At 76.3% G+C, this 18,304-nt stretch carries 21 protein-coding genes and 1 tRNA gene; 8 read left to right on the top strand and 14 right to left on the bottom strand.

Features of this window, described 5'->3' with window-relative positions:
- Nucleotides 1-7: 7 nt before the first annotated feature.
- Nucleotides 8-1,027, bottom strand: coding sequence for a heat-inducible transcriptional repressor HrcA (gene hrcA, locus MY520_RS04910; protein ID WP_436690664.1), 1,020 nt, complete (start codon nt 1,025-1,027; stop codon nt 8-10).
- Between hrcA and MY520_RS04905 the strand changes: the two genes are divergently transcribed.
- Nucleotides 987-1,658, top strand: a complete 672-nt coding sequence (locus tag MY520_RS04905) for a type II toxin-antitoxin system VapB family antitoxin (RefSeq protein ID WP_436690662.1) — start codon at nt 987-989, stop codon at nt 1,656-1,658. The genes hrcA and MY520_RS04905 overlap by 41 nt on opposite strands.
- 75 nt (nt 1,659-1,733) lie before the next feature.
- Here the strand turns inward: MY520_RS04905 and MY520_RS04900 are convergent, their stop codons facing one another.
- The 10 genes from MY520_RS04900 to MY520_RS04855 all read right to left on the bottom strand — a co-directional run bounded on the left by MY520_RS04900 (nt 1,734) and on the right by MY520_RS04855 (nt 10,467).
- Nucleotides 1,734-2,339, bottom strand: coding sequence for a response regulator transcription factor (locus MY520_RS04900; RefSeq protein ID WP_436690660.1), 606 nt, complete (start codon nt 2,337-2,339; stop codon nt 1,734-1,736).
- Entirely contained in the window at nt 2,336-3,436 is a 1,101-nt protein-coding gene (locus MY520_RS04895) for a sensor histidine kinase (protein WP_436690658.1), read from the bottom strand. The genes MY520_RS04900 and MY520_RS04895 overlap by 4 nt, the downstream gene beginning before the upstream one ends.
- Nucleotides 3,437-3,456: 20 nt before the next feature.
- Nucleotides 3,457-4,203: an ABC transporter permease gene (locus MY520_RS04890; RefSeq protein ID WP_436690656.1), complete on the bottom strand. Its 747-nt coding sequence runs from the start codon at nt 4,201-4,203 to the stop codon at nt 3,457-3,459.
- Nucleotides 4,200-5,102 carry an ATP-binding cassette domain-containing protein gene (locus MY520_RS04885; RefSeq protein ID WP_436690654.1) on the bottom strand — a complete coding sequence of 301 codons (903 nt, stop codon included), beginning with the start codon at nt 5,100-5,102 and terminating at the stop codon, nt 4,200-4,202. The genes MY520_RS04890 and MY520_RS04885 overlap by 4 nt, the downstream gene beginning before the upstream one ends.
- 88 nt (nt 5,103-5,190) lie before the next feature.
- Nucleotides 5,191-5,517 carry a TraR/DksA family transcriptional regulator gene (locus MY520_RS04880; RefSeq protein ID WP_436690652.1) on the bottom strand — a complete coding sequence of 109 codons (327 nt, stop codon included), beginning with the start codon at nt 5,515-5,517 and terminating at the stop codon, nt 5,191-5,193.
- Between the two features lie 85 nt (nt 5,518-5,602).
- Nucleotides 5,603-5,833 (bottom strand): hypothetical protein, encoded by a 231-nt coding sequence (locus MY520_RS04875; protein WP_436690650.1) that lies wholly within the window; start codon nt 5,831-5,833, stop codon nt 5,603-5,605.
- Between the two features lie 47 nt (nt 5,834-5,880).
- Nucleotides 5,881-7,101 carry a radical SAM family heme chaperone HemW gene (hemW, locus tag MY520_RS04870; RefSeq protein WP_436690648.1) on the bottom strand — a complete coding sequence of 407 codons (1,221 nt, stop codon included), beginning with the start codon at nt 7,099-7,101 and terminating at the stop codon, nt 5,881-5,883.
- Between the two features lie 158 nt (nt 7,102-7,259).
- The gene (gene selB / locus MY520_RS04865) at nt 7,260-9,035 is read right to left on the bottom strand and encodes a selenocysteine-specific translation elongation factor (protein ID WP_436690646.1); all 1,776 of its coding nucleotides are present in this window, start codon (nt 9,033-9,035) and stop codon (nt 7,260-7,262) included.
- Nucleotides 9,032-10,333 carry an L-seryl-tRNA(Sec) selenium transferase gene (selA, locus tag MY520_RS04860; RefSeq protein ID WP_436690644.1) on the bottom strand — a complete coding sequence of 434 codons (1,302 nt, stop codon included), beginning with the start codon at nt 10,331-10,333 and terminating at the stop codon, nt 9,032-9,034. The genes selB and selA overlap by 4 nt, the downstream gene beginning before the upstream one ends.
- A gap of 38 nt (nt 10,334-10,371) precedes the next feature.
- Nucleotides 10,372-10,467: transfer RNA gene (locus MY520_RS04855), tRNA-OTHER, on the bottom strand.
- A 75-nt stretch (nt 10,468-10,542) separates the two neighbouring features.
- Between MY520_RS04855 and MY520_RS04850 the strand changes: the two genes are divergently transcribed.
- The 7 genes from MY520_RS04850 (at nt 10,543) to MY520_RS04820 (ending at nt 14,994) form a co-directional block, all read left to right on the top strand.
- Nucleotides 10,543-11,157, top strand: a complete 615-nt coding sequence (locus tag MY520_RS04850; protein ID WP_436690642.1) for a helix-turn-helix transcriptional regulator — start codon at nt 10,543-10,545, stop codon at nt 11,155-11,157.
- Between the two features lie 91 nt (nt 11,158-11,248).
- A complete protein-coding gene (selD, locus tag MY520_RS04845; protein ID WP_436690640.1) occupies nt 11,249-12,256 on the top strand; it encodes a selenide, water dikinase SelD in 1,008 nt (335 codons plus the stop codon).
- A 107-nt stretch (nt 12,257-12,363) separates the two neighbouring features.
- Nucleotides 12,364-13,329 (top strand): zinc-binding dehydrogenase, encoded by a 966-nt coding sequence (locus tag MY520_RS04840; protein ID WP_436690638.1) that lies wholly within the window; start codon nt 12,364-12,366, stop codon nt 13,327-13,329.
- 31 nt (nt 13,330-13,360) lie between these two features.
- On the top strand, nt 13,361-13,825 hold the full coding sequence (locus tag MY520_RS04835) for a YbaK/EbsC family protein (RefSeq protein WP_436690636.1): 465 nt from the start codon (nt 13,361-13,363) through the stop codon (nt 13,823-13,825).
- Nucleotides 13,826-13,849: 24 nt separating this feature from the next.
- Nucleotides 13,850-14,158, top strand: coding sequence for a hypothetical protein (locus tag MY520_RS04830; protein WP_436690634.1), 309 nt, complete (start codon nt 13,850-13,852; stop codon nt 14,156-14,158).
- A gap of 60 nt (nt 14,159-14,218) precedes the next feature.
- Nucleotides 14,219-14,452 (top strand): helix-turn-helix domain-containing protein, encoded by a 234-nt coding sequence (locus MY520_RS04825; RefSeq protein WP_436690632.1) that lies wholly within the window; start codon nt 14,219-14,221, stop codon nt 14,450-14,452.
- Nucleotides 14,453-14,454: 2 nt separating this feature from the next.
- Nucleotides 14,455-14,994, top strand: coding sequence for a Clp protease N-terminal domain-containing protein (locus MY520_RS04820; protein ID WP_436690630.1), 540 nt, complete (start codon nt 14,455-14,457; stop codon nt 14,992-14,994).
- 110 nt (nt 14,995-15,104) lie between these two features.
- On the opposite strand, the gene MY520_RS04815 is transcribed toward MY520_RS04820, so the two are convergent.
- From MY520_RS04815 to MY520_RS04805, 3 genes are all read right to left on the bottom strand, one after another.
- Nucleotides 15,105-16,496: an FAD-binding oxidoreductase gene (locus MY520_RS04815; RefSeq protein WP_436690628.1), complete on the bottom strand. Its 1,392-nt coding sequence runs from the start codon at nt 16,494-16,496 to the stop codon at nt 15,105-15,107.
- Between the two features lie 105 nt (nt 16,497-16,601).
- Nucleotides 16,602-18,014, bottom strand: a complete 1,413-nt coding sequence (locus MY520_RS04810; RefSeq protein WP_436690626.1) for an FAD-binding oxidoreductase — start codon at nt 18,012-18,014, stop codon at nt 16,602-16,604.
- Nucleotides 18,015-18,030: 16 nt separating this feature from the next.
- Nucleotides 18,031-18,304 (bottom strand): LuxR C-terminal-related transcriptional regulator (locus MY520_RS04805; protein WP_436690624.1); only part of this gene is annotated, 274 nt, incomplete at its 5' end.

Here is an 18,304-nt window from a genome sequence, read left to right as displayed (position 1 = left end):
CTCAGCCTCAGCTCTCGGCCAGGATCAGGCCGACGTAGCGGGCCACGGCTCGCACCGCGGCCATGTTCGTTGGGTAGTCCATGCGGGTGGGACCGACGATGCCCAGGCCACCCAGTGCGCGCTCGCCGGAGCCGTAGCCCACGGAGACGACCGACGCACCGGTGAGCGCCTCGTGCGCGTTCTCCTCGCCGATGCGCACGAGCACCGCGCCGCCGGTGTCCACCTCACTGATCAACCGCAGGACCACGACCTGTTCTTCCAGCGCCTCCAACAACGGGCGCAGGCTGCCGGGGTTGCGGGCCTCGCGGGCGAGGTTCGCCGTCCCGCCGATGACCAGGCGGTCCTCCCCCGGCTCGACGAGGGTCTCGATCAGCGCCGCGCTCACCGAGGCGACCAGCGGCCGCACGTGCAGCGGTGCGGTCTCCAGCAGCTCGGGCACCTTGCCGCCGGCCTCGGCCAGCCGGGCCCCGCTGAACGCGGCGTTCAGCAGCGCCCGCAGGTCGGCGACGTCGTCGGGTTCGACGTCGACCGCGCACTCGATCAGCCGCTGCTCGACCCGGCCGGTGTCGGTGATCAGCACCAGCAGCAGCCGGGAGCTGGTCACCGGCACCACCTCGAGGTGGCGCACCGCGCTGCGGGACAGCGTCGGGTACTGGACGACGGCGACCTGGTGGGTGAGCTGCGCCAGCAGCCGCACCGTCCGGTTGAGCACGTCGTGCAGGTCGAGGGCGCCGTCGAGGAACCGCTCGATCGCCCGGCGCTCGGCCGTCGACAGCGGCTTCACCGCCGAGAGCCGGTCGACGAAGAGCCGGTAGCCCTTGTCCGTGGGCACCCGGCCGGCGCTGGTGTGCGGCTGGGTGATGTAGCCCTGCTCCTCGAGGACGGCCATGTCGTTGCGGATGGTCGCCGGGGAGACCCCCAGGTCGTGCCGCTCGGCGAGGGCCTTGCTGCCCACCGGGTCGTTGGTCGAGACGTAGTCCTGGACGATGGCCCGCAGGACCTGCAGGCGGCGCTCGTCGTGCGCCACGGTGACACCTCCCCGTACCGGTCGACGCGTCGTGCGGCACCCTCGCGGAGACGCCCCGGGCGCTCCTCGGCGCCGGACACTCGTACGACTGGCACTCGCACGTTCAGAGTGCCAGACCAGCATACGTCGATCGGCTCCCGGCGTCGCGCGGCTCGCGCGGACGGGGGACCCGGCGGCGGCGGGGCCGGGACGGCGGTGGATAGGCTCGGACGTCGGTTCCGGTGCCCGCGCGGGGGCTCGCAGGGAAGAGGTCGGTGCCCTGATCTTCAAAGCGGTCCGTGACGGCAGGCCCTACCCCGATCACGGCCTCTCGACCCGGGACTGGGCGATGATCCCGCCCCGGCAGATCCGGCTGGACACGCTGGTCGCCACCAAGCGTGAGCTGGCGCTGGACACCCTGCTCGCCGACGACTCGACCTTCTACGGGGACCTCTTCCCGCACGCCGTCCAGTGGCAGGGCGAGCTCTACCTCGAGGACGGCCTGCACCGCGCGCTGCGGGCCGCGCTGCAGCAGCGCAACGTCATCCACGTCCGGGTGCTGGACCTGGACACGCTCATGTCACCCGAGCCCTCCGGCCCGACGACCGCCGCCATGCAGATCCAGCCGCCGGTGCCCGGCCAGCGAGACTGAAGAAGGACCCCGTCCTCCCCGCCCCTCGCAGGCTCGCGGCGGGACCCGGGACGGGGCCGCCCCAACAGGAATCCGTCAGAGCCAGCCCTTCTCCTCCGCCACCCGCGCCGCCTCGACGCGGGTGCGGGCGCCGGTCTTGCCGATCGCCGAGGACAGGTAGTTGCGGACCGTCCCCTCGGAGAGGAACAGCCGCCGGGAGATGTCGGCGACCGTCGCCCCGTCGGCGGCCTCGCGCAGCACGTCGGCCTCCCGCGCCGACAGCGGGGTGGCCCCCAGCGCCAGCGCCGCCGCCGCGAGGTCCCGGTCGATGACCCGCTCCCCCGCCACCACCGCCCGGATGGCCCGCGCCAACTCGGCGACGGGGGCGTCCTTCACCAGGAACCCCGATGCGCCGACCTCCATGGCCCGGCGCAGGAAGCCCGGCCGGCCGAAGGTGGTGAGGACGACGGCCCGGCAGCCCGGCACCGCGTCGGCCAGCGCCCGCGCGGCCTCCAGCCCGTCGCAGCCGGGCATCTCGATGTCGAGCAGCGCGACGTCCGGCCGGTGCTCGCGGGCCGCGCCGACGACCAGGTCCCCCCGGCCGACCTCGGCGACCACCTCGAGGTCCTCCTCCAGCTCCAGCAGCGCGCGCAGCGCGCCGCGGACCATCGTCTGGTCCTCGGCGATGAGCACCCGGATCACGGCGCGCTCACCCGGGCGTGGGCGGGGACCCGCGCGGCGAGCCGGAAGCCGCCGCCGGGCGCCTCGCCCGTGTCCAGCCGGCCCCCGCGCGCGGCCAGCCGCTCCTCGAGTCCGGACAGCCCGGCCCCGGGCGCACCACCGGCCGGGCCGCGACCGTCGTCGGTGACGGTGAGCGCGGCGTCCTCGTCGGCGACCGCGAGCGTCACGACGACGGTGCGCGCGCCGCTGTGCCGGAGCACGTTGGTCGTCGCCTCCCGCACCACCCAGCCGAGCACCGCGTCCACCGGCCCCGGGAGCTCGGGCACGCGCGACGGCGCCCGCAGGGTGATGTCCGCGGCCGACAGCGCGGCGCGGGCCTCGGCCAGCGCCAGCGCGACGCCGATCTGGCGGTAGCCGCTGACCGCCTCGCGCACCTCGGCCAGCGCGCGGCGGGCGGTGCTCTCGACGTCGGCCATCTCCGCCCGGGCCCGCGCCGGGTCGCGTTCGGCCAGCCGCCCGGCCAGTTCGCTCTTGAGCGCGATGAGCGACAGGCTGTGGCCGAGCAGGTCGTGCAGGTCGCGGGCGAAGCGCAGCCGCTCCTCGGCGACGGCGGCCCGGGCCAGCTCCTCCCGCGCCTCGGTCAGCTCGGCGTTGACCGAGACGAGGAAGCGGATGCCGCGCAGCGCGAACCCGGTCAGCACGCACATCAGCGGCAGGATGAACAGTTCGCCGAGCATGTCGTGGGCGGCCAGGACGGACGCGCAGACCGCGGCGGCACCGCCGACCGCCGGCCACACCCAGCGCTCGGGCAGCCCGACGGCTGCCGCCGCCGCCACGTAGATCATCAGCCCGGCCCACGCCGGCCCCAGCCAGACCGCCAGCCCGACACCCAGGACCGCGACGACGGCCAGCTGCCGCCACGGCACCCCGCAGCCGCGCACGGACATCCGGTTGAACACGGCCAGGTAGACGACGGTGAAGGCGACCAGTCCCAGGACGGCGACCACCCGGACCGCCGCCGGCCGCGGCGTGCTCACCAGCTCGGCGAGCGGGAACACCTGGAACAGCAGCCAGGGCAGCGTCCACACCAGGCGCTGCCAGCGGGTGCGCGGGTCCACGGCGGCGACGCTAGCCCGGCTCAGCCGGCGACGGCGTGCAGCGGACGGCGCCGCGCCACCGCCGTCGCCAGGACCGCGAAGGCGGCGGTGAACCCGGCCACCGCCAGCACCGTCAGGGGCGCCGGCCCGCCCAGGGCGACGACGTCGCGGCCCAGCTGGGCGTACCAGTAGGAGGGCAGGGTGTGCGCCAGCGCGCCGAGGAACGCGGGGAAGACCTGCACCGGCACCCACAGCCCGCCCAGCGCGGCCAGGACCACGCCGAGGATGCCGACGGCGCCGCCCGCGGCCTTCTCGTCCAGGGTGTGACCGACCAGCAGGCCGAGCGCGACGAACGCCCCGGACCCCAGCCACAGCACGGCGACCAGGCCGACCCAGGTCAGCGGCGCCAGCTCGACGCCGTTGACCAGCCCGCCGACCAGCGCGACGACGACCAGGCTGGGCAGGGTCAGCAGCATCCCGACGGCCACGTCGACGGTGACCACCGACGATGTCGGCACGGGCGTGATCCGCAGCTGGCGCAGCCAGCCCGAGGCCCGGTCGAAGGAGACCCGGATGGTCGCGCCCAGGGCGGCACCGAGGGCGCCGTAGGCCATCATCGAGACCATGTAGGTGGTCGCGTAGACCTGGTACTCCGCCGTGCTGCCGGCCTGCCCGCCGAGGATCTCGGTGAAGAACACGGTGAACAGCGCCGGCAGCAGCACGGTGAAGAAGAGGAACTGCCGGTTGCGGCCCACGCGCCGCAGCTGGAAGCGGAGCAGGGTGTTCATCGGTCGGCTCCGATCGGGATGGGTCGGACGGCGGTGAGGGACAGGACGGCCTCCTCGAGGCTCGCCCCGCGCACCTGCAGGTCGGGCAGCCGCCCGCCGGCGAGCAGCGTGCGCAGGGTCGCCTCGACGTCGTCGGTGCTGAGGGTGATCCGGTCGCCCTGCCGGGCGACGGCGGTGACGCCGGGCAGCCCGTCGATCGGGGTGCCCGGGGTGGCGGTGAACGCGACCGTGCGGCCGGAGGTGCCGGCCTTGACCTCCGCGGCGGTCCCGTCGGCGACCACCCGCCCGCCGGCGACCACGACCACGCGGTCGGCGACGGCGTCGGCCTCCTCGAGGTGGTGGGTGGCGAAGACGACGGTCGTGCCGCGGTCGGCCAGCCCGCGCATCGTCGTCCAGAAGGCGCGGCGGCCCTCGACGTCCATGGCGGAGGTCGGCTCGTCGAGCAGCAGCAGCGGCGGCTGCCCGGCCAGGGCCAGGGCGAGCAGGACCCGCTGGCGCTGCCCGCCGGAGAGGGCGTCGGTCGGCCGGTCGAGCAGGCCGTCGATGCCGGCGGTGACGACCAGGTCGGCCAGCGGCCAGGCGCGCGGGTAGCTGCGCCGGACCAGGTCGAGCACCTCGCCGACGCGGGTCTCCCCCGGGAGCCCGCCGTGCTGCAGCATCGCGCCGACGCAGCCGGCCCGGATGGCCGCCGCGGGTGGGCGGCCGAGCACCCGGACGGTCCCGGTCGAGGACACCAGGCCGAGGACGGCGTTGACGATGGTGGACTTGCCGGCGCCGTTGGGCCCCAGCAGCGCGACGGTCTCCCCCGCGCGCAGCTGCAGGTCCAGGCCGGCGACCGCGACCGCGTCGCCGTAGCGGACGGTGAGGTCGCGGATGTCGAGGGCGGTCTCTCCGGGCACGCGACCAGCCTGCTCAGCGCGGCGTCCGGCGAGTAGTGCGGGACGTCGCGACCCCGGCCTGACATCTGTCAGCCCGGGGTCGGGACGGTCAGCGGCGCTGCGAGCAGGCCACGCAGCCGGTGGCGAAGGGACGCAGCTCCAGCCGCTCCTCGGGGATGTCGGTGCCGCAGTGGACGCAACGCCCGTAGGTGCCCGCCGCCATGCGCTCCAGCGCCGCGTCGATGTCCTCGATCGTGCGCTGCAGCGAGGCCGCACGCGTGACGGCGACGTCGTCGGGCAGCGACTGCACGGTGTCGGCGAGTGCGAGTTCGCGCTCCCTCACGCACTCGGTGCGCTGGGCCGCCAGCCGGGCCCGGAAGTGCTCCCACTGCGAGTCGCCGGTGGCCGGGACGGGGGTGTCGACGGTGCTGGTCATGGCAGTGCTCCTCGAGGCAACGCAGAGAGAACGCGGGCACCGGGCGGTGCGCGTCAGATCGGGCGGTTGCGACTCCGGGCGGGAGTCAGGAGACCTGAGGCGGAGCCCGGTCCTGGCTGCGGCGGAGGACGTCGAGGCCGCGCAGCCCGCGGGCCCGGCGGTTCATCGCGAGGGCGAGGAGCATGCCCCCCGACAGCGGGGCCGGCGCGACGGCGGCGTGGTGGCCGGGCGGGGATCCGACAGCCTGCCGGGACACGTGCACGCCCATGCTGACCACCCCCTCGACCTGCTCCGGCGCCGCTGCCGGAACGGGCACCATAGCCCCCGGGCGGGACAAACGGAACGGGTTCGTCGTCTCCCGGCCTAGTCGCTCAGCTCCCTGACCAGCGCGTCGGCCAGCAGCCGCCCGCGGTCGGTGAGGACGGCCCGGCCGCCGGCGTGGGCGGCGTCGTCGAGCAGCCCGCGGGCGACGGCGTCCGTGGCACGGAGCCGCCCGACCGGCGAGAGGGCGGTGAGCGGCAGCCCACTCCGGAGCCGGAGGCCCAGCATCACCGTCTCCAGCGCCCGGTCGTCGTCGTCGAGCAGCTCGGAGTCCTGCGCCGGGCTCTCCCCGCGCAGCAGCCGGCCGGCGTACGCGGCGGGGTGCTTGACGTTCCACCACCGGAGCCCGCCCACGTGGCTGTGCGCGCCGGGGCCGACGCCCCACCAGTTGGCGTTGGCCCAGTACAGCTCGTTGTGCCGGCAGCGGGCGGCGTCGTCGGTGGCCCAGTTGGACACCTCGTACCAGTCGAACCCGGCGCGGCGGAGGGTGACGTCGGCCTGCTCGTAGCGGTCGGCGAGGACGTCGTCGTCGGGCATCGGCAGCTCGCCCCGGCTGATCCGGCGGGCCAGCCGGGTGCCCTCCTCGACGATGAGCGCGTAGGCGCTGACGTGGTCGACCGGCGCGGCCAGGACGGCGTCGAGGGAGGTGGCCCAGTCGGCGTCGGTCTCGCCCGGCGTGCCGTAGATGAGGTCGAGGTTGACGTGCTCGAAGCCGGCCGCGCGGGCCTCCCGCGCGGCCTCGACGGCGCGGCCGGGGGTGTGCCGGCGGTCGAGGACGGCGAGCACGTGCTCGGCGGCCGACTGCATGCCGAGGCTGATCCGGGTGAAGCCGGCCTCCCGCAACCGGGCCAGGCTCGCCGGCGACACCGTCTCCGGATTGGCCTCGGTGGTGACCTCGACGTCGTCCGCGACCGGGAACAGCTCGCGGACCGCGGCGAGCACGGCGGCGAGGTCGTCGGCGGGCAGCAGGGTCGGGGTGCCGCCGCCGACGAACACCGTGGACACCGGAGGCCGGTCGGGGCCGAGCGTCTCGGCGGCCCGGCGCAGCTCGGCGATCGCGGTGCCGGCGTACTCGCTGCGGCTGGCGCCCGGACCGAGCTCCTCGGCGGTGTAGGTGTTGAAGTCGCAGTAGCCGCAGCGGGTGGCGCAGAACGGGACGTGCACGTAGAGCCCGAACGGCGTGGTCGCCAGACCCTCGCGGGCGCTGTCGGGCAGGTGCCAGGGGCGCGGCGGCGTCTCCAGGAGCGGCAGGACGGTGTTCATCTGCTCCCAGTGTGCCGCGCCGGCGGCGGTGCCCGGCGGGGCGCGGGGCGTGATCTGCGACCGCCCCGAGGCGACCGGGTACGTCCCGGCTCGCTCGTGCTCTGCCCACCGTGGTGCGCAGAGCACGAGCGTGCGCAGGGAGACCTGCGGCGGCGGCCCTACCGCAGCCGGCGGGTGGTGTCGGGCAGCCGCTCGGTGACCCCGCGGGCGTCGAGCCACTCCATCAGCGGGACGGCGACCCTGCGGGTGGTGCCCCAGGCCGACCGCGCCTGGCTGAGGGTGAAGGGCGCCGGCACGGCCGCCAGCCGGGCCCGCGCCACCTCCTCCACCCCGGGCGCGAGGTAGACGCCGTCGGCGACCCGCACCAGCTGGCCGTCGCGGACCGCCGCCGCCAGCTCCCGCGGGCCGAGCCCGGCGGCGGCGAGGTCGGGGGCCTCGGGAGCGGCGAACGGATCGGCGGCCAGCCGGGCGCGGATGGCGTCGACCGCCTGCTGGACGCGCGGCGGCAGCCCGGCGGCGGCGACCGCCACCCGTCCCTCGCGGAGCGTCAGCGGCGGCCGCACCACCGCCCGCAGGAGATCATCGTCGGGCAGGCCGAGCTCCCGGCGGACGACGGCCACCGGCGGCCCCGCCTCCAGCGGGTGCTGCTGGCGGTACCGGCCGACGAGCGCGGGCAGCCGCGCGGCCAGCTCGTCGACCAGCCCGGGCGCGAGCAGCCACGGCCCCACCGCGGTTGCCTCCCCGGGCACCGGCCAGCCCATCGCGGTGAAGTCCGCGGTCCGGACGACGCGCCGCCGGGCCAGGTCGGCGGCGGCCCCGGCCTCACCGAGGGGCTGCGCGGCCAGCTCGGCGGCCCGCGCCCGGGCCGCGCCGCGGCGACGCAGCTCCGGCGGGTCGACGTCGCGCACGTCGGCGCCCACCACCCGGCGGGCCCCCGGGTCGCGCAGCAGCAGCCGGTCGCCCACCCGCAGCGGCAGCGGGGTGGCCAGCCGGAGCCGCACCGCCGTCCCCTCCAGCGGACGCAGCCGCGCGCCGACCGCCGCCGAGCCGATGTGCACCACGGCCTCGGCCGGCAGCCGGTCCTCGTCCCAGGCCCCCGGAGCGAGGGTGACGTCGACGTCGGCGGTGGAGCGGAAGGCGCCCGGGGTGAGCAGGGCATCGCCGCGGTCGAGGTCCTCGACGGCGATCCCGCGCAGGTTCAGCGCCACCCGCGCGGTCGCCTCGGCCCGCTCGACCGGGCGGCCGAGGGACTGCACGCCGCGCACCCCCACTTCGCGGTCGCCCAGCGTCAGCCGGTCGCCGGGGGCGACGGTGCCGGCGGCGAGCGTGCCGGTGACCACGGTGCCGGCGCCCTTGATGGGGAAGGCGCGGTCGATCCAGAGCCGCACGGGCGCGCTCCGGTCGGGGGCGGGCAGCCCGGCCAGCACCGTCTCCAGGACCGCCGCCACCTCCGGCACCCCCGCGCCGGTGGCCGCGCTGACCGCCACCGCGGGCACCTCGCCCATCGACGTCCGGGCCAGGCGCTCCCGCACGTCGGCGAGCACCGGCGCCGGGTCGGCGAGGTCGGCCTTGGTCACGGCCAGCAGCGCGTGCCGCACCCCGAGGGCGTCGAGGACGGCGACGTGCTCGGCGGTCTGCGCCGACCAGCCGTCGTCCGCCGCGACGACGACCAGCGCGGCGGGCACCGAGCCGACGCCGGCCAGCATGTTGCCGATGAACCGCTCGTGGCCGGGGACGTCCACGACCGCGAGCCGCCGTCCCGACGGCAGCGTCGTCCAGGCGAAGCCCAGGTCGATGGTGAGCCCGCGGCGGCGCTCCTCCTCCCAGCGGTCGGGCTCCATGCCGGTGAGCGCGCGGACCAGCGTCGACTTGCCGTGGTCGACGTGCCCGGCGGTGGCGATCACGTCCATGCCGGTCACGTCCATGCCGGTCATCTGCCGACCGCCAGCACCGCGCCGGCCAGCGCGTCGTCGGCCGCGGGCGGCAGGCTGCGCAGGTCGAGCAGGGTGCGGTCGCCGGCGACGTACCCGACCACCGGCGGGGAGCCCGCCCGCAGTGCCTCGGCGTACCCGGGGGGCAGCGAGACCGCCGCACTCGGCAGCGGGTGGTCCGGCGCGCCTCCCCCGCCGACCCGCGCCTCGGCGTCCACCGCGACGGCGTCCAGGCCGGCCGCGGCGAACCGGGCCGCCAGGGCCTCGGCCCGGCGGCGCAGGCCCGCGACGTCGGCGGCGAGCATCTCCTGCACCGGCGGCAGGGGGCCGCGCAGCGTCGCCTCGAGCGCGGCCAGGGTCGTCTTGTCCACCCGCAGCGCCCGGTACAGCGGGTGCCGGCGCAGCCGCTGCACGAGGTCCGCCCGGCCCAGGACCAGCCCCGCCTGCGGCCCGCCGAGCAGCTTGTCCCCGCTGGCGAGCACCAGGTCGGCGCCGTCGGCGAGGGTGCCCTGCAGGTCCGGCTCGTCGGGCAGCGCCGGGTGCGGTCGCAGCAGCCCGGACCCGACGTCGGCCACCAGCGGGACGCCGCTGCCGGCCAGCGCCGCGGCGAGCTCGGCCACCGGCACCGCCCGGGTGAACCCGCGGACGACGAAGTTGGACGGGTGCACCTTGAGCACCGCGCCGGTCTCCTCGCCCACCGCGTCGCGGTAGTCGTCGAGGGTCACCCGGTTGGTCGTCCCGACCTCGCGGAGCCGTGCCCCGGTGGCGGCCAGCAGCTCGGGGATGCGGAAGCCGTCGCCGATCTCGACCAGCTCACCGCGGGCGATGACCAGGTCCCCGCGCAGCGCCGTGGCGACCAGCGCCAGCGCGGCGGCGCAGTTGTTGACCACGATCGCCGCCTCGGCCGCCGGCACGGCCGCGAGCAGCGCGGCGATCGCCGCCTCCCCGCGCGGTCCGCGGCGGCCGGTGCGCAGGTCGAGCTCCACGTCGGTGGTCCCGCTGGCGGCCGCGATCGCCTCGACCGCCGCCGGCGACAGCGGGGACCGGCCGAGGTTGGTGTGCACCAGGACCCCGGTGGCGTTGAGGACCGGCCGCAGGCTGCCCGCGGTCGACGGCAGTCCGGCGAGCACGGCGGCGACCGCCTCGTCGGGGGCGACGGCGCCCGCGCGGATCCGCTGCTGGACCTCCTGGACGGCGCCCTTGACCAGCGGCCGCCCCAGCCGCTCGGCCGCGGCGGCGAGTGCGGGGTCGGCGAGCAGCGTGTCGGTGCGGGGCACCTGCCGCCGCGGGTCGGCGCTCATCGCCCGGGAGCGTATGCGCCGACCCGCGCGCGGGTGGATGGCGGAGGCGGACGGGAATCGAACCCGCCTGACCGAGCTGCTCGGCCACGTCGGCTTTAGAGGCCGCGGGGGCCACCAGGCGCCCTGACGCCTCCGCGGGACAGCGTACGTGCGCGCGCCGTCCGGCTCCTCGCCGGGAACTGTCGGTACCCCCTGCCAGCATCCGCCGCGTGAAGCGCACCGAGGTCCGCCCCGCCGCGACGTTGCCGCCGGTCACCCTCACCCCCGAGGAGGCCGCGGCCATCGCGGCCGCGCTCGCCGCCCAGCCCGACGGCCCGTACGCCGAGGCGGGCCGGGGCGCGCTGGAGAAGGTCCTGGGCGCCCTGGAGCCCGACGCGGGCCGCCGCGCCCGGCTGCTGGCCACCAGCCTGTGGGTCAGCGCCGAGGCGAGCCACGCCACCGAGCTCCGCGCGCTCGTCGAGCAGGCCGTGGCGCAGCGCCGTGTGCTGGTCCTCCGCTACCGGGACGGCAAGGGGAACGCCTCCCGCCGCACGGTGGAGCCCCAGCTGCTGGTCCGGAGCAACGACCACTGGTTCCTGGTGGCCTGGTGCCGGGAGCGGCAGGCGCCCCGCTGGTTCCGGGAGGACCGCATCGAGCAGGTCCAGCTCACGGCCGAGACCGCGCAGCGCCGTGACCTGTCCGGTCTGGGTGTCCCGCCGTCGTCCGCCCACCCCGCCGGGCGGGCGCTGCACCGTCGTCCCCCGGCTCCCGACCCGGTCCTGTCAGCCGTTCCCGAGGGGTCGGACCGCCCGCGGCTGGTCGCGCTGCCGGGCGGCCGGTCCTGAGCCGGCGCCTCCCCTCGGGCTCCGCCCGTGCTCACGCCCACGGGGCGGGACGTCGAGGGATGCGCCCTCCGCCGGCGGCTACGGTCGGTCCGTGACCACCGCGCCCACCCGCATCCGGCTCACCCAGTACGCCCACGGCGGCGGCTGTGCCTGCAAGATCCCGCCGGGCGAGCTCGAGGCCGTCGTCGCCGGGCTGACCGCCACCGGCCCGCGGGAGCCGGCCGTCGAGCTCGTCGTCGGGCTGGACGACGGCGACGACGCGGCCGTCGTCCGGATCGCGGGCGGTCAGGGTCTCGTGCTCACCACCGACTTCTTCACCCCCGTCGTCGACGACGCGTACACGTTCGGCCGGATCGCCGCGGCCAACGCGCTCTCCGACGTCTACGCGATGGGCGGCACCCCCGTCGTCGCGGTGAACCTGCTCGGCTGGCCGCGCGACGTGCTGCCGGCCGAACTCGCCGCCGAGGTGCTGCGCGGCGGTCTCGACGTCGCCCAGGAGGCGGGCTGCCACGTCGGCGGCGGGCACTCGATCGACGACCCCGAGCCCAAGTACGGGATGGCGGTGACCGGCGTCGTCGACCTCGACCGGCTCATCACCAACTCCGCCGCCGTCGCGGGGACACCGCTGTCGCTGACCAAGCCACTGGGTGTCGGGGTGCTCAACAGCCGGATGAAGGCCACCGGCGAGGTGTCGGAGGAGGCGGTCGCCTCGATGACCGCGCTCAACCGGGACGCCGCCCGCGCCGCGGTGACGGCGGGGATCCGCGCCGGCACCGACGTCACCGGCTTCGGCCTGCTCGGGCACCTCTACAAGATGGCCCGGGCCAGCGGGGTGACGGCGGTGGTCGACGCGGCCGCCGTCCCCTATCTGGCCGGGGCCCGCGCAGCGCTGGGCGACGGCTTCGTCTCCGGCGGCACCCGCCGCAACCTCGACTGGGTGCGCCCGCACACCGACCTGTCGGCGGTGCCGGAGGACGAGGCGCTGCTGCTGGCCGACGCGCAGACCTCCGGCGGGCTGCTGCTGGCCGGTGAAGTCCCCGGCGCGCCGGTGATCGGCGAGTTCGTGCCGCGCGGCGAGTACGTCGTCGTGGTCCGCTGACCCCACCCGTCGGTTTCCGCGGAAAGCGACCAGCGGCGGTTTCCGCGGAAAGCGGCAGGTGGGAGGCCGCGTCGCCGGGCCGGGGTGACCTCGGTTACGGTCCGGGCATGCTGGCTGCCTTCGTCTCGACGCCCGCCCCGAAGGACCCGCTCTCCGTGCTGGAGATCGGCGAGCGCCCGGAGCCGGAGGCGCCCGACGGCTGGACGACGGTGCAGGTCAAGGCCGCCTCGCTGAACCACCACGACCTGTTCAGCCTGCGCGGGGTGGGCCTGCCGCAGGAGCGGATGCCGATGATCCTCGGCACCGACGCCGCCGGTCTCGACGAGGACGGCAACGAGGTGGTCGTGCACGGCGTCGTCGCCAGTCCCGGCTGGACCGGCGACGAGACGCTCGACCCCAAGCGGAGCCTCTTCTCCGAGCTGCACCAGGGCACGCTGGCCGAGCGGGTCGCCGTCCCCCGGCGCAACCTGGTGCCCAAGCCGGCCGAGCTGTCCTTCGCCGAGGCCGCCTGCCTCCCGACCGCCTGGCTCACCGCCTACCGGATGCTGTTCGTGAAGTCGGGGCTGCGGCCGGGGGCGACGGTGCTCGTGCAGGGCGCCAGCGGCGGCGTCGCCACCGCGCTGGTGTCGCTCGGCCGCGCCGCCGGGTTCCGGATGTGGGTGACCGGGCGCAGCGAGGAGAAACGGCAGGCCGCGCTCGCCCTCGGCGCGGAGCAGGCGTTCGAGACCGGCGCGCGGCTGCCCGAGCGGGTGGACGGCGTCATGGAGACCGTCGGCGAGGCCACCTGGGCGCACAGCGTGAAGTCGCTGCGCCCCGGCGGTGTGCTGGTGACCTCCGGCGCCACGACCGGCTACAACCCCGGCGCCGAGCTGAACCGGGTCTTCTTCACCCAGCTGTCGGTCATCGGCTCGACGATGGGCACCCGCGGGGAGCTCGAGTCGCTGGTGCAGATGTGCCGGGTCACCGGCGTCCGCCCGGTGATCGACGTCGAGCTGCCGCTGGCGCAGGCGCGGGAGGGCTTCGAGCGGATGGAGCAGGGCCGGACCGCGGGGAAGATCGTCTTCACGACGTGAGCGGGCAGCGACGAGCCGACCGGAGGACCCGATGAGCGCTCCTGCCGACCGGGTCGTCGCCGCGTTGCGCGCGGCGGGCATCGCGGCCGACGTGCGCCGCTTCGACGTGCCGGTGCCCACCGCGGCGGTCGCCGCGGAGGTGCTCGGCTGCGCCGTCGGGGCGATCGCCAACAGCCTGGTCTTCGACGCCGACGGGGCTCCGCTGCTCGTCCTGGCCAGCGGCGCGCACCGGGTGGACACCGCGAAGGTCGCGGCGCTGGTCGGCGCGGCCCGGGTCCGCCGCGCGACGCCGGAGTTCGTCACCGCCGCCACCGGCCAGGAGGTCGGCGGGGTCGCCCCCACCGGCCACCCGGCGCCGCTGCGCACGGTCGTCGACGTCGACCTGGCCGCGCACCCGCTGCTCTGGGCCGGCGGCGGCGACCACCACACCATGTTCTCCGTGACCTACACCGACCTGGTGCGGCTGACCGGCGGCGAGGAGGCCGCCGTCGCCTGACCCGCGCCGGAGGGAGGAGCCGAGGTGATCGCCCGGATCTGGCGGGGCGTGGTCCGCACCGAGGACCGCGACGCCTACGTCGACTACATCGAGCAGACCGGGATGGCGCACTACCGGTCCACGCCCGGGAACGTGGCCGCGCACATGCTCACCCGCGACCTGGGCGACGGGCGGACCGAGGTGGTCACGCTGAGCTTCTGGACGTCGCTGGACGCCGTCCGCGGGTTCGCCGGCGACGACGTCGAGGTGGCCCGCTTCTACCCCGAGGACGACCGCTACCTGGTCGACCGCGACGTCACGGTCACCCACTACGCGGTCCACGACGGGGCCTGAGCGGACGATGGCGTCAAAATGAGTTGACAGCGCCGGGCGAGTCAACCTATGTTGACTGGCATGGCGGACACAGCACAGGTGGCCTCCGCCGCCAGCAGCCGGGACCCGTCGGTCGGCCTCAAGGCCGTCCGGGCACTGCGCACCCTGGTCGAGCGGCTCGAGGCACTCCAGGTCGACAACGCCCGTGACCAGGGCTGGACGTGGGAGCAGATCGCCCAGTTGCTCGGCGTCACCCGGCAGGCGGTGCACAAGAAGTACGCGCGCGGCCGTGGGCCGCTCCGGCGGAAGGACTGAACGTGTTCGAACGGTTCACGAGCAACGCCCGCGAGGTCGTCGTCGGCGCGCAGCACGAGGCGCGGCTGCTGCGGCACGGATCGATCGGCACCGAGCACCTGCTGCTGGCGCTGATCGCGCAGTCCGGCACCCCCGCCGCGCAGGTGCTCGCCCGGCACGGGCTCACCCACCCCGTCGTGGTCGAGGCGGTCACCGCGCTGGTCAGCAACGAGGACCTCGACGCCGAGGCGCTCACCACGCTCGGCATCGACCTCGACGCCGTCCGGGACAAGGTGGAGGCGGCGTTCGGGCCGGGCGCGCTGGACGCCGGCGGACGGCGGAACGCCTCGGCCGGCCACATCCCGTTCACCCCGCGGGCCAAGAAGGTGCTCGAGCTGGCGCTGCGCGAGGCGATCGCGCTGAAGTCGAGGAGCATCACCGAGGTCCACATCGCCCTGGGCCTGCTCCGCGAGGGCCAGGGGCTGGCGATGAAGGTCGTGCTCGACCGCGGCATCGACGCGGTCGAGCTGCGGCGGGAACTGGTCGCGACGCAGGCTGCCTGATCGCACACACCCGCGTTGATCATGGGGTTGACGTCGACGCCACCGGCGGGTCCGGCCGTGTCGCCGACATCAACCCCATGATCAACGGGAGAGCGAGCGGAGCAGACCGGTCAGTCCAGCGCCCGCGTGTAGTGGCCGGCCTGCAGCACGCCCAGCGGGTCGTAGGTCGCCACGATCTCGGCCAGCCGGGCCAGCGTCGCCTCCGAGTAGCAGCGCCGCGCCGAGGGCCCGTCGTGCGGGATGCCGAAGTTCGGCCACACCCCGCCGGTGTCCCAGTCGGCGAGGGTCGCGAACAGCTCCGCGGCGTGCGGCAGGGCGCGGGGGTCGGCGGCCATCCCCACGGCCAGCACGCTGAACCGCGCGGCGCGGTGGTCGAACGCCGTCGGGTGCGCGCCCTCGCGGGCGTACGCCCCGCCCAGGTGCCGCACCTCGACCATCAGCTGCGGCGAGCCGGAGCCCGGGCCGGCGACGGCGAACAGCCGCTCGGCCGCCTCGGCCGGGAAGCCGTGGAGCAGGATCGCCGGGTCGGTGACCGGCATCGGGTCGACCGGGTCGGCGTGCACGTGGTCGATCTCGGTGTAGGGCCGCAGCATCGCGTCGTCCAGGATCACCGGCGCGACGGCGCGGATCTGGTCGAGCAGCCGCTCCCCCTCGGCCGGGTCGCCGGTCCAGACCATCCGCACACCGAGCGTCGTGCGCCCGGCCAGCGGCGGCGGGACCTCGGGCAGCGGCGGCAGCTGGAACACCACGAAGGACGTCGTCGCCTGCTCCGGCAGTGCGTCCGCCCAGTCCCGCCAGCGGTCGACGACGGTGGCGGCGTCGGCGCCGTCGAAGTAGATCGCGCCGCCGTAGAAGGTCGGCATCCGGACGAGGTCGAACTCGAGGGCGGTGACGATGCCGGCCGCACCCTTGCCGCCGCGCAGGGCGAAGAAGAGGTCCGGCTGCTCGGTCGGGGTGACCCGCCGGAACTCGCCGTCGCCGGTGACCACCTCGAAGGCGCGCACCCGGTCGGCGTTGATGCCGAAGGTGCGGGCCATCGGGCCGACGCCGCCGCCGGTGGTGTAGCCGACGATGCTGACGTCGGTGGTCGAGCCGTTGACGCCGGCCAGGCCGTAGGGCGCGGCGGCCTGCACGAGCCGCAGCCACTTCACGCCGGCACCGACCCGTGCCCAGCCCTCGGCGTGGACGGTGCACTCGTCGAGGCCCTTGGTGGCGATCAGCAGGTGACCGGCCAGGGAGCTCTCCGCGCCGTGCCCGGTGGCCTGCACGCCGGCGGTCAGGCCGTGCGCGCCGGCGAAGCGCACCGCGGCCACGACGTCCTCGGCGGTGCGGGCGTCGACGACGGCGGCCGGCCGCATCGGGACCGCGAGGTTCCAGGGGGTGACCAGGGCGTCGTAACCGGCCTCGCCGGGCGTGTGCACCGCGCCGGTCAGGCGGTCGCGGAGCGCGTCGTAGGTGACGTCCAGGTCGGTGGCGACGGGGGCGTCGAGGGTGAGGGTCACGGTGTCCTCCAGGTCGGTGTGTCTGACGGGAGGAACCGTGGCCCCAGGCCCTTGACGGCGAGCTGTGGCCGCCTTGAGGGCCGACCTGCGGTGCGCTTGAGGAGCTCAGCCGCCGGCGGGCACGTCGGGGTGGGCGGCGAGGAAGAGGCCGCCGGGGTCGACCGACCGGCGGATCGCCGACAGCCGCGCGTGCACTCCGGGCGGGAACGCCTTCCGGGTGTCCACCCGCTCGTCGAGCATCGGCAGGTAGTGCCCGCCGGTCGTCCACGGCTCGAGGGCGGCGAGGAAGCGGCCGGCGTCGGCGCGCTGCCGGTCCCAGTGCGCCGCGTCGCCGCCGTCCGGCAGCCCGAGGCCCAGTCCGAGGGCGAGGAAGCGGCCGTCGAGCATCGACAGCGCGCCGCCGGCCGGGTCCGGGCGGCCCAGCGCGCCGCCGAGCTGGCGCAGCTCGGCGGCGGCCAGCCGGGTGCCCGACCGCGGTCCCGCGGCGTCGACGACGGCGGCGATCGCGGCGTCGGGCAGGTCGGCGACCAGCGTGCTGCTGGCGTAGGCCGGGGTCGGCCCCTCCGGGTCGAGGTGCAGCCGGACCAGGGAGGACGCCGGCACGCGCGCGACGGTGTCGATCTCCGGTCGCAGCGCGCGCAGCGGTGCGAGCACCTCCGCGGCGGTGCCGTCGTCCCCGAGCACGGCGCCGTCGACCATCGCGAGCCGGCGGCCGCGCAGCTCGGCCGGGACGTCGTCGGTGGTGGGCACCTCGACCAGCCGGAAGGACGTCGTCGCCTGCTCGGGCGCGGACGCGCACCAGGTGACCCAGGCGGGCAGGACCTCCTCGACGGCGGTCCAGTCCCAGGCCAGGAAGCCGGCGACGACGGTGGCCAGCGGGAACAGGTCGAACTCCAGCGCGGTGACCACGCCGAGCGGCGCCGCGCCCCCGCGGAGGGCCCAGAACAGGTCCGGCTCGCGGTCGGCGGTGGCGCGGACGACGTCGCCGTCGGCCAGCACCAGCTCGACCGCCGTCACCGCGTTGCACTGCAGCCCCAGCTCGCGGGCGTACCAGCCGATCCCGCCGCCGAGCGAGTAGCCGACGACCCCGACGTCGGGGGACGACGGGTGGCGCGCGGCCAGCCCGGACCGGCCGGCCACCTCGGTGAGGTCCCCCCACAGCACGCCCGCCCCCACCCGCGCCGTCCGGCGCCCCGCGTCCACCGACAGCTCGGCCATCGCCGAGGTGCGCAGCAGGACGGCGTCGGCGAGCCGGCCCTCCAGGGGCGGGGCGCCGTGGCCGGTGCCCTGCGGGGCGACGGCCAGCCCGGCGGCGGACGCCGCGCGCAGCACGTCGGCGACCTCGTCGGGGAAGGCGGGGTAGACCACGGCCGCCGGGTGGTCGTCGACCTGCAGGTTCCACGGCGAGCGGGCCATGTCGTACGCGGGGTCGCCGGGCAGGTGCACCGCGCCGCCGCAAAGGCCGCGCAGGCTCTCCGCCCGGGTGCGGACGGCGACCGGTGCCGGCTGCTGGGTCATGGCACTCCTCTGCCCATCATCGCTGGCCGACAGCGTCCGCCGGCGGACTTGAGAGGAACCTGAGGACCTCGTCCCCGCCGCCGGCGGCATCGAGGACCGCGTGCACCGTCCCCGGCGTGAGGAACAGCCGCTGCGCGACCTCGTGGACGCCGAGGCCCGCCTCGCAGAGCTGCAGCACCCGGCGCTCGGTCGCGGTCCGGCGCCGGACGGTCTCCCGCGGCGCGTCGGACAGCCCGCGGGCCGCCAGCGCCGCGCCGGCCCGCCGCAGCACGCCCCCGACGCCGAGCGCG

Source organism: Geodermatophilus sp. CPCC 205506 (genome assembly GCF_051383635.1).
In the GTDB taxonomy this organism is placed as follows: Bacteria; Actinomycetota; Actinomycetes; order Mycobacteriales; family Geodermatophilaceae; genus Geodermatophilus.
The sequence above is the reverse complement of the archived record's forward strand: the minus strand, read 5'-3'. Positions and strand labels throughout refer to the sequence as shown.

Bases quoted from the DNA above. Each gene is read 5' to 3' on its own strand.
- MY520_RS04840 (WP_436690638.1), top strand. From the start codon at position 12,364: ATGCTGGCTGCCTTCGTCTCGACGCCCGCCCCGAAGGACCCGCTCTCC.
- MY520_RS04810 (WP_436690626.1), bottom strand. From the start codon at position 18,014: ATGACCCAGCAGCCGGCACCGGTCGCCGTCCGCACCCGGGCGGAGAGC.
- selA (WP_436690644.1), bottom strand. From the start codon at position 10,333: ATGAGCGCCGACCCGCGGCGGCAGGTGCCCCGCACCGACACGCTGCTC.
- MY520_RS04825 (WP_436690632.1), top strand. From the start codon at position 14,219: ATGGCGGACACAGCACAGGTGGCCTCCGCCGCCAGCAGCCGGGACCCG.
- MY520_RS04890 (WP_436690656.1), bottom strand. From the start codon at position 4,203: ATGAACACCCTGCTCCGCTTCCAGCTGCGGCGCGTGGGCCGCAACCGG.
- MY520_RS04880 (WP_436690652.1), bottom strand. From the start codon at position 5,517: ATGACCAGCACCGTCGACACCCCCGTCCCGGCCACCGGCGACTCGCAG.
- selB (WP_436690646.1), bottom strand. From the start codon at position 9,035: ATGACCGGCATGGACGTGACCGGCATGGACGTGATCGCCACCGCCGGG.
- MY520_RS04835 (WP_436690636.1), top strand. From the start codon at position 13,361: ATGAGCGCTCCTGCCGACCGGGTCGTCGCCGCGTTGCGCGCGGCGGGC.
- MY520_RS04905 (WP_436690662.1), top strand. From the start codon at position 987: ATGGCCCGCAGGACCTGCAGGCGGCGCTCGTCGTGCGCCACGGTGACA.
- hemW (WP_436690648.1), bottom strand. From the start codon at position 7,101: ATGAACACCGTCCTGCCGCTCCTGGAGACGCCGCCGCGCCCCTGGCAC.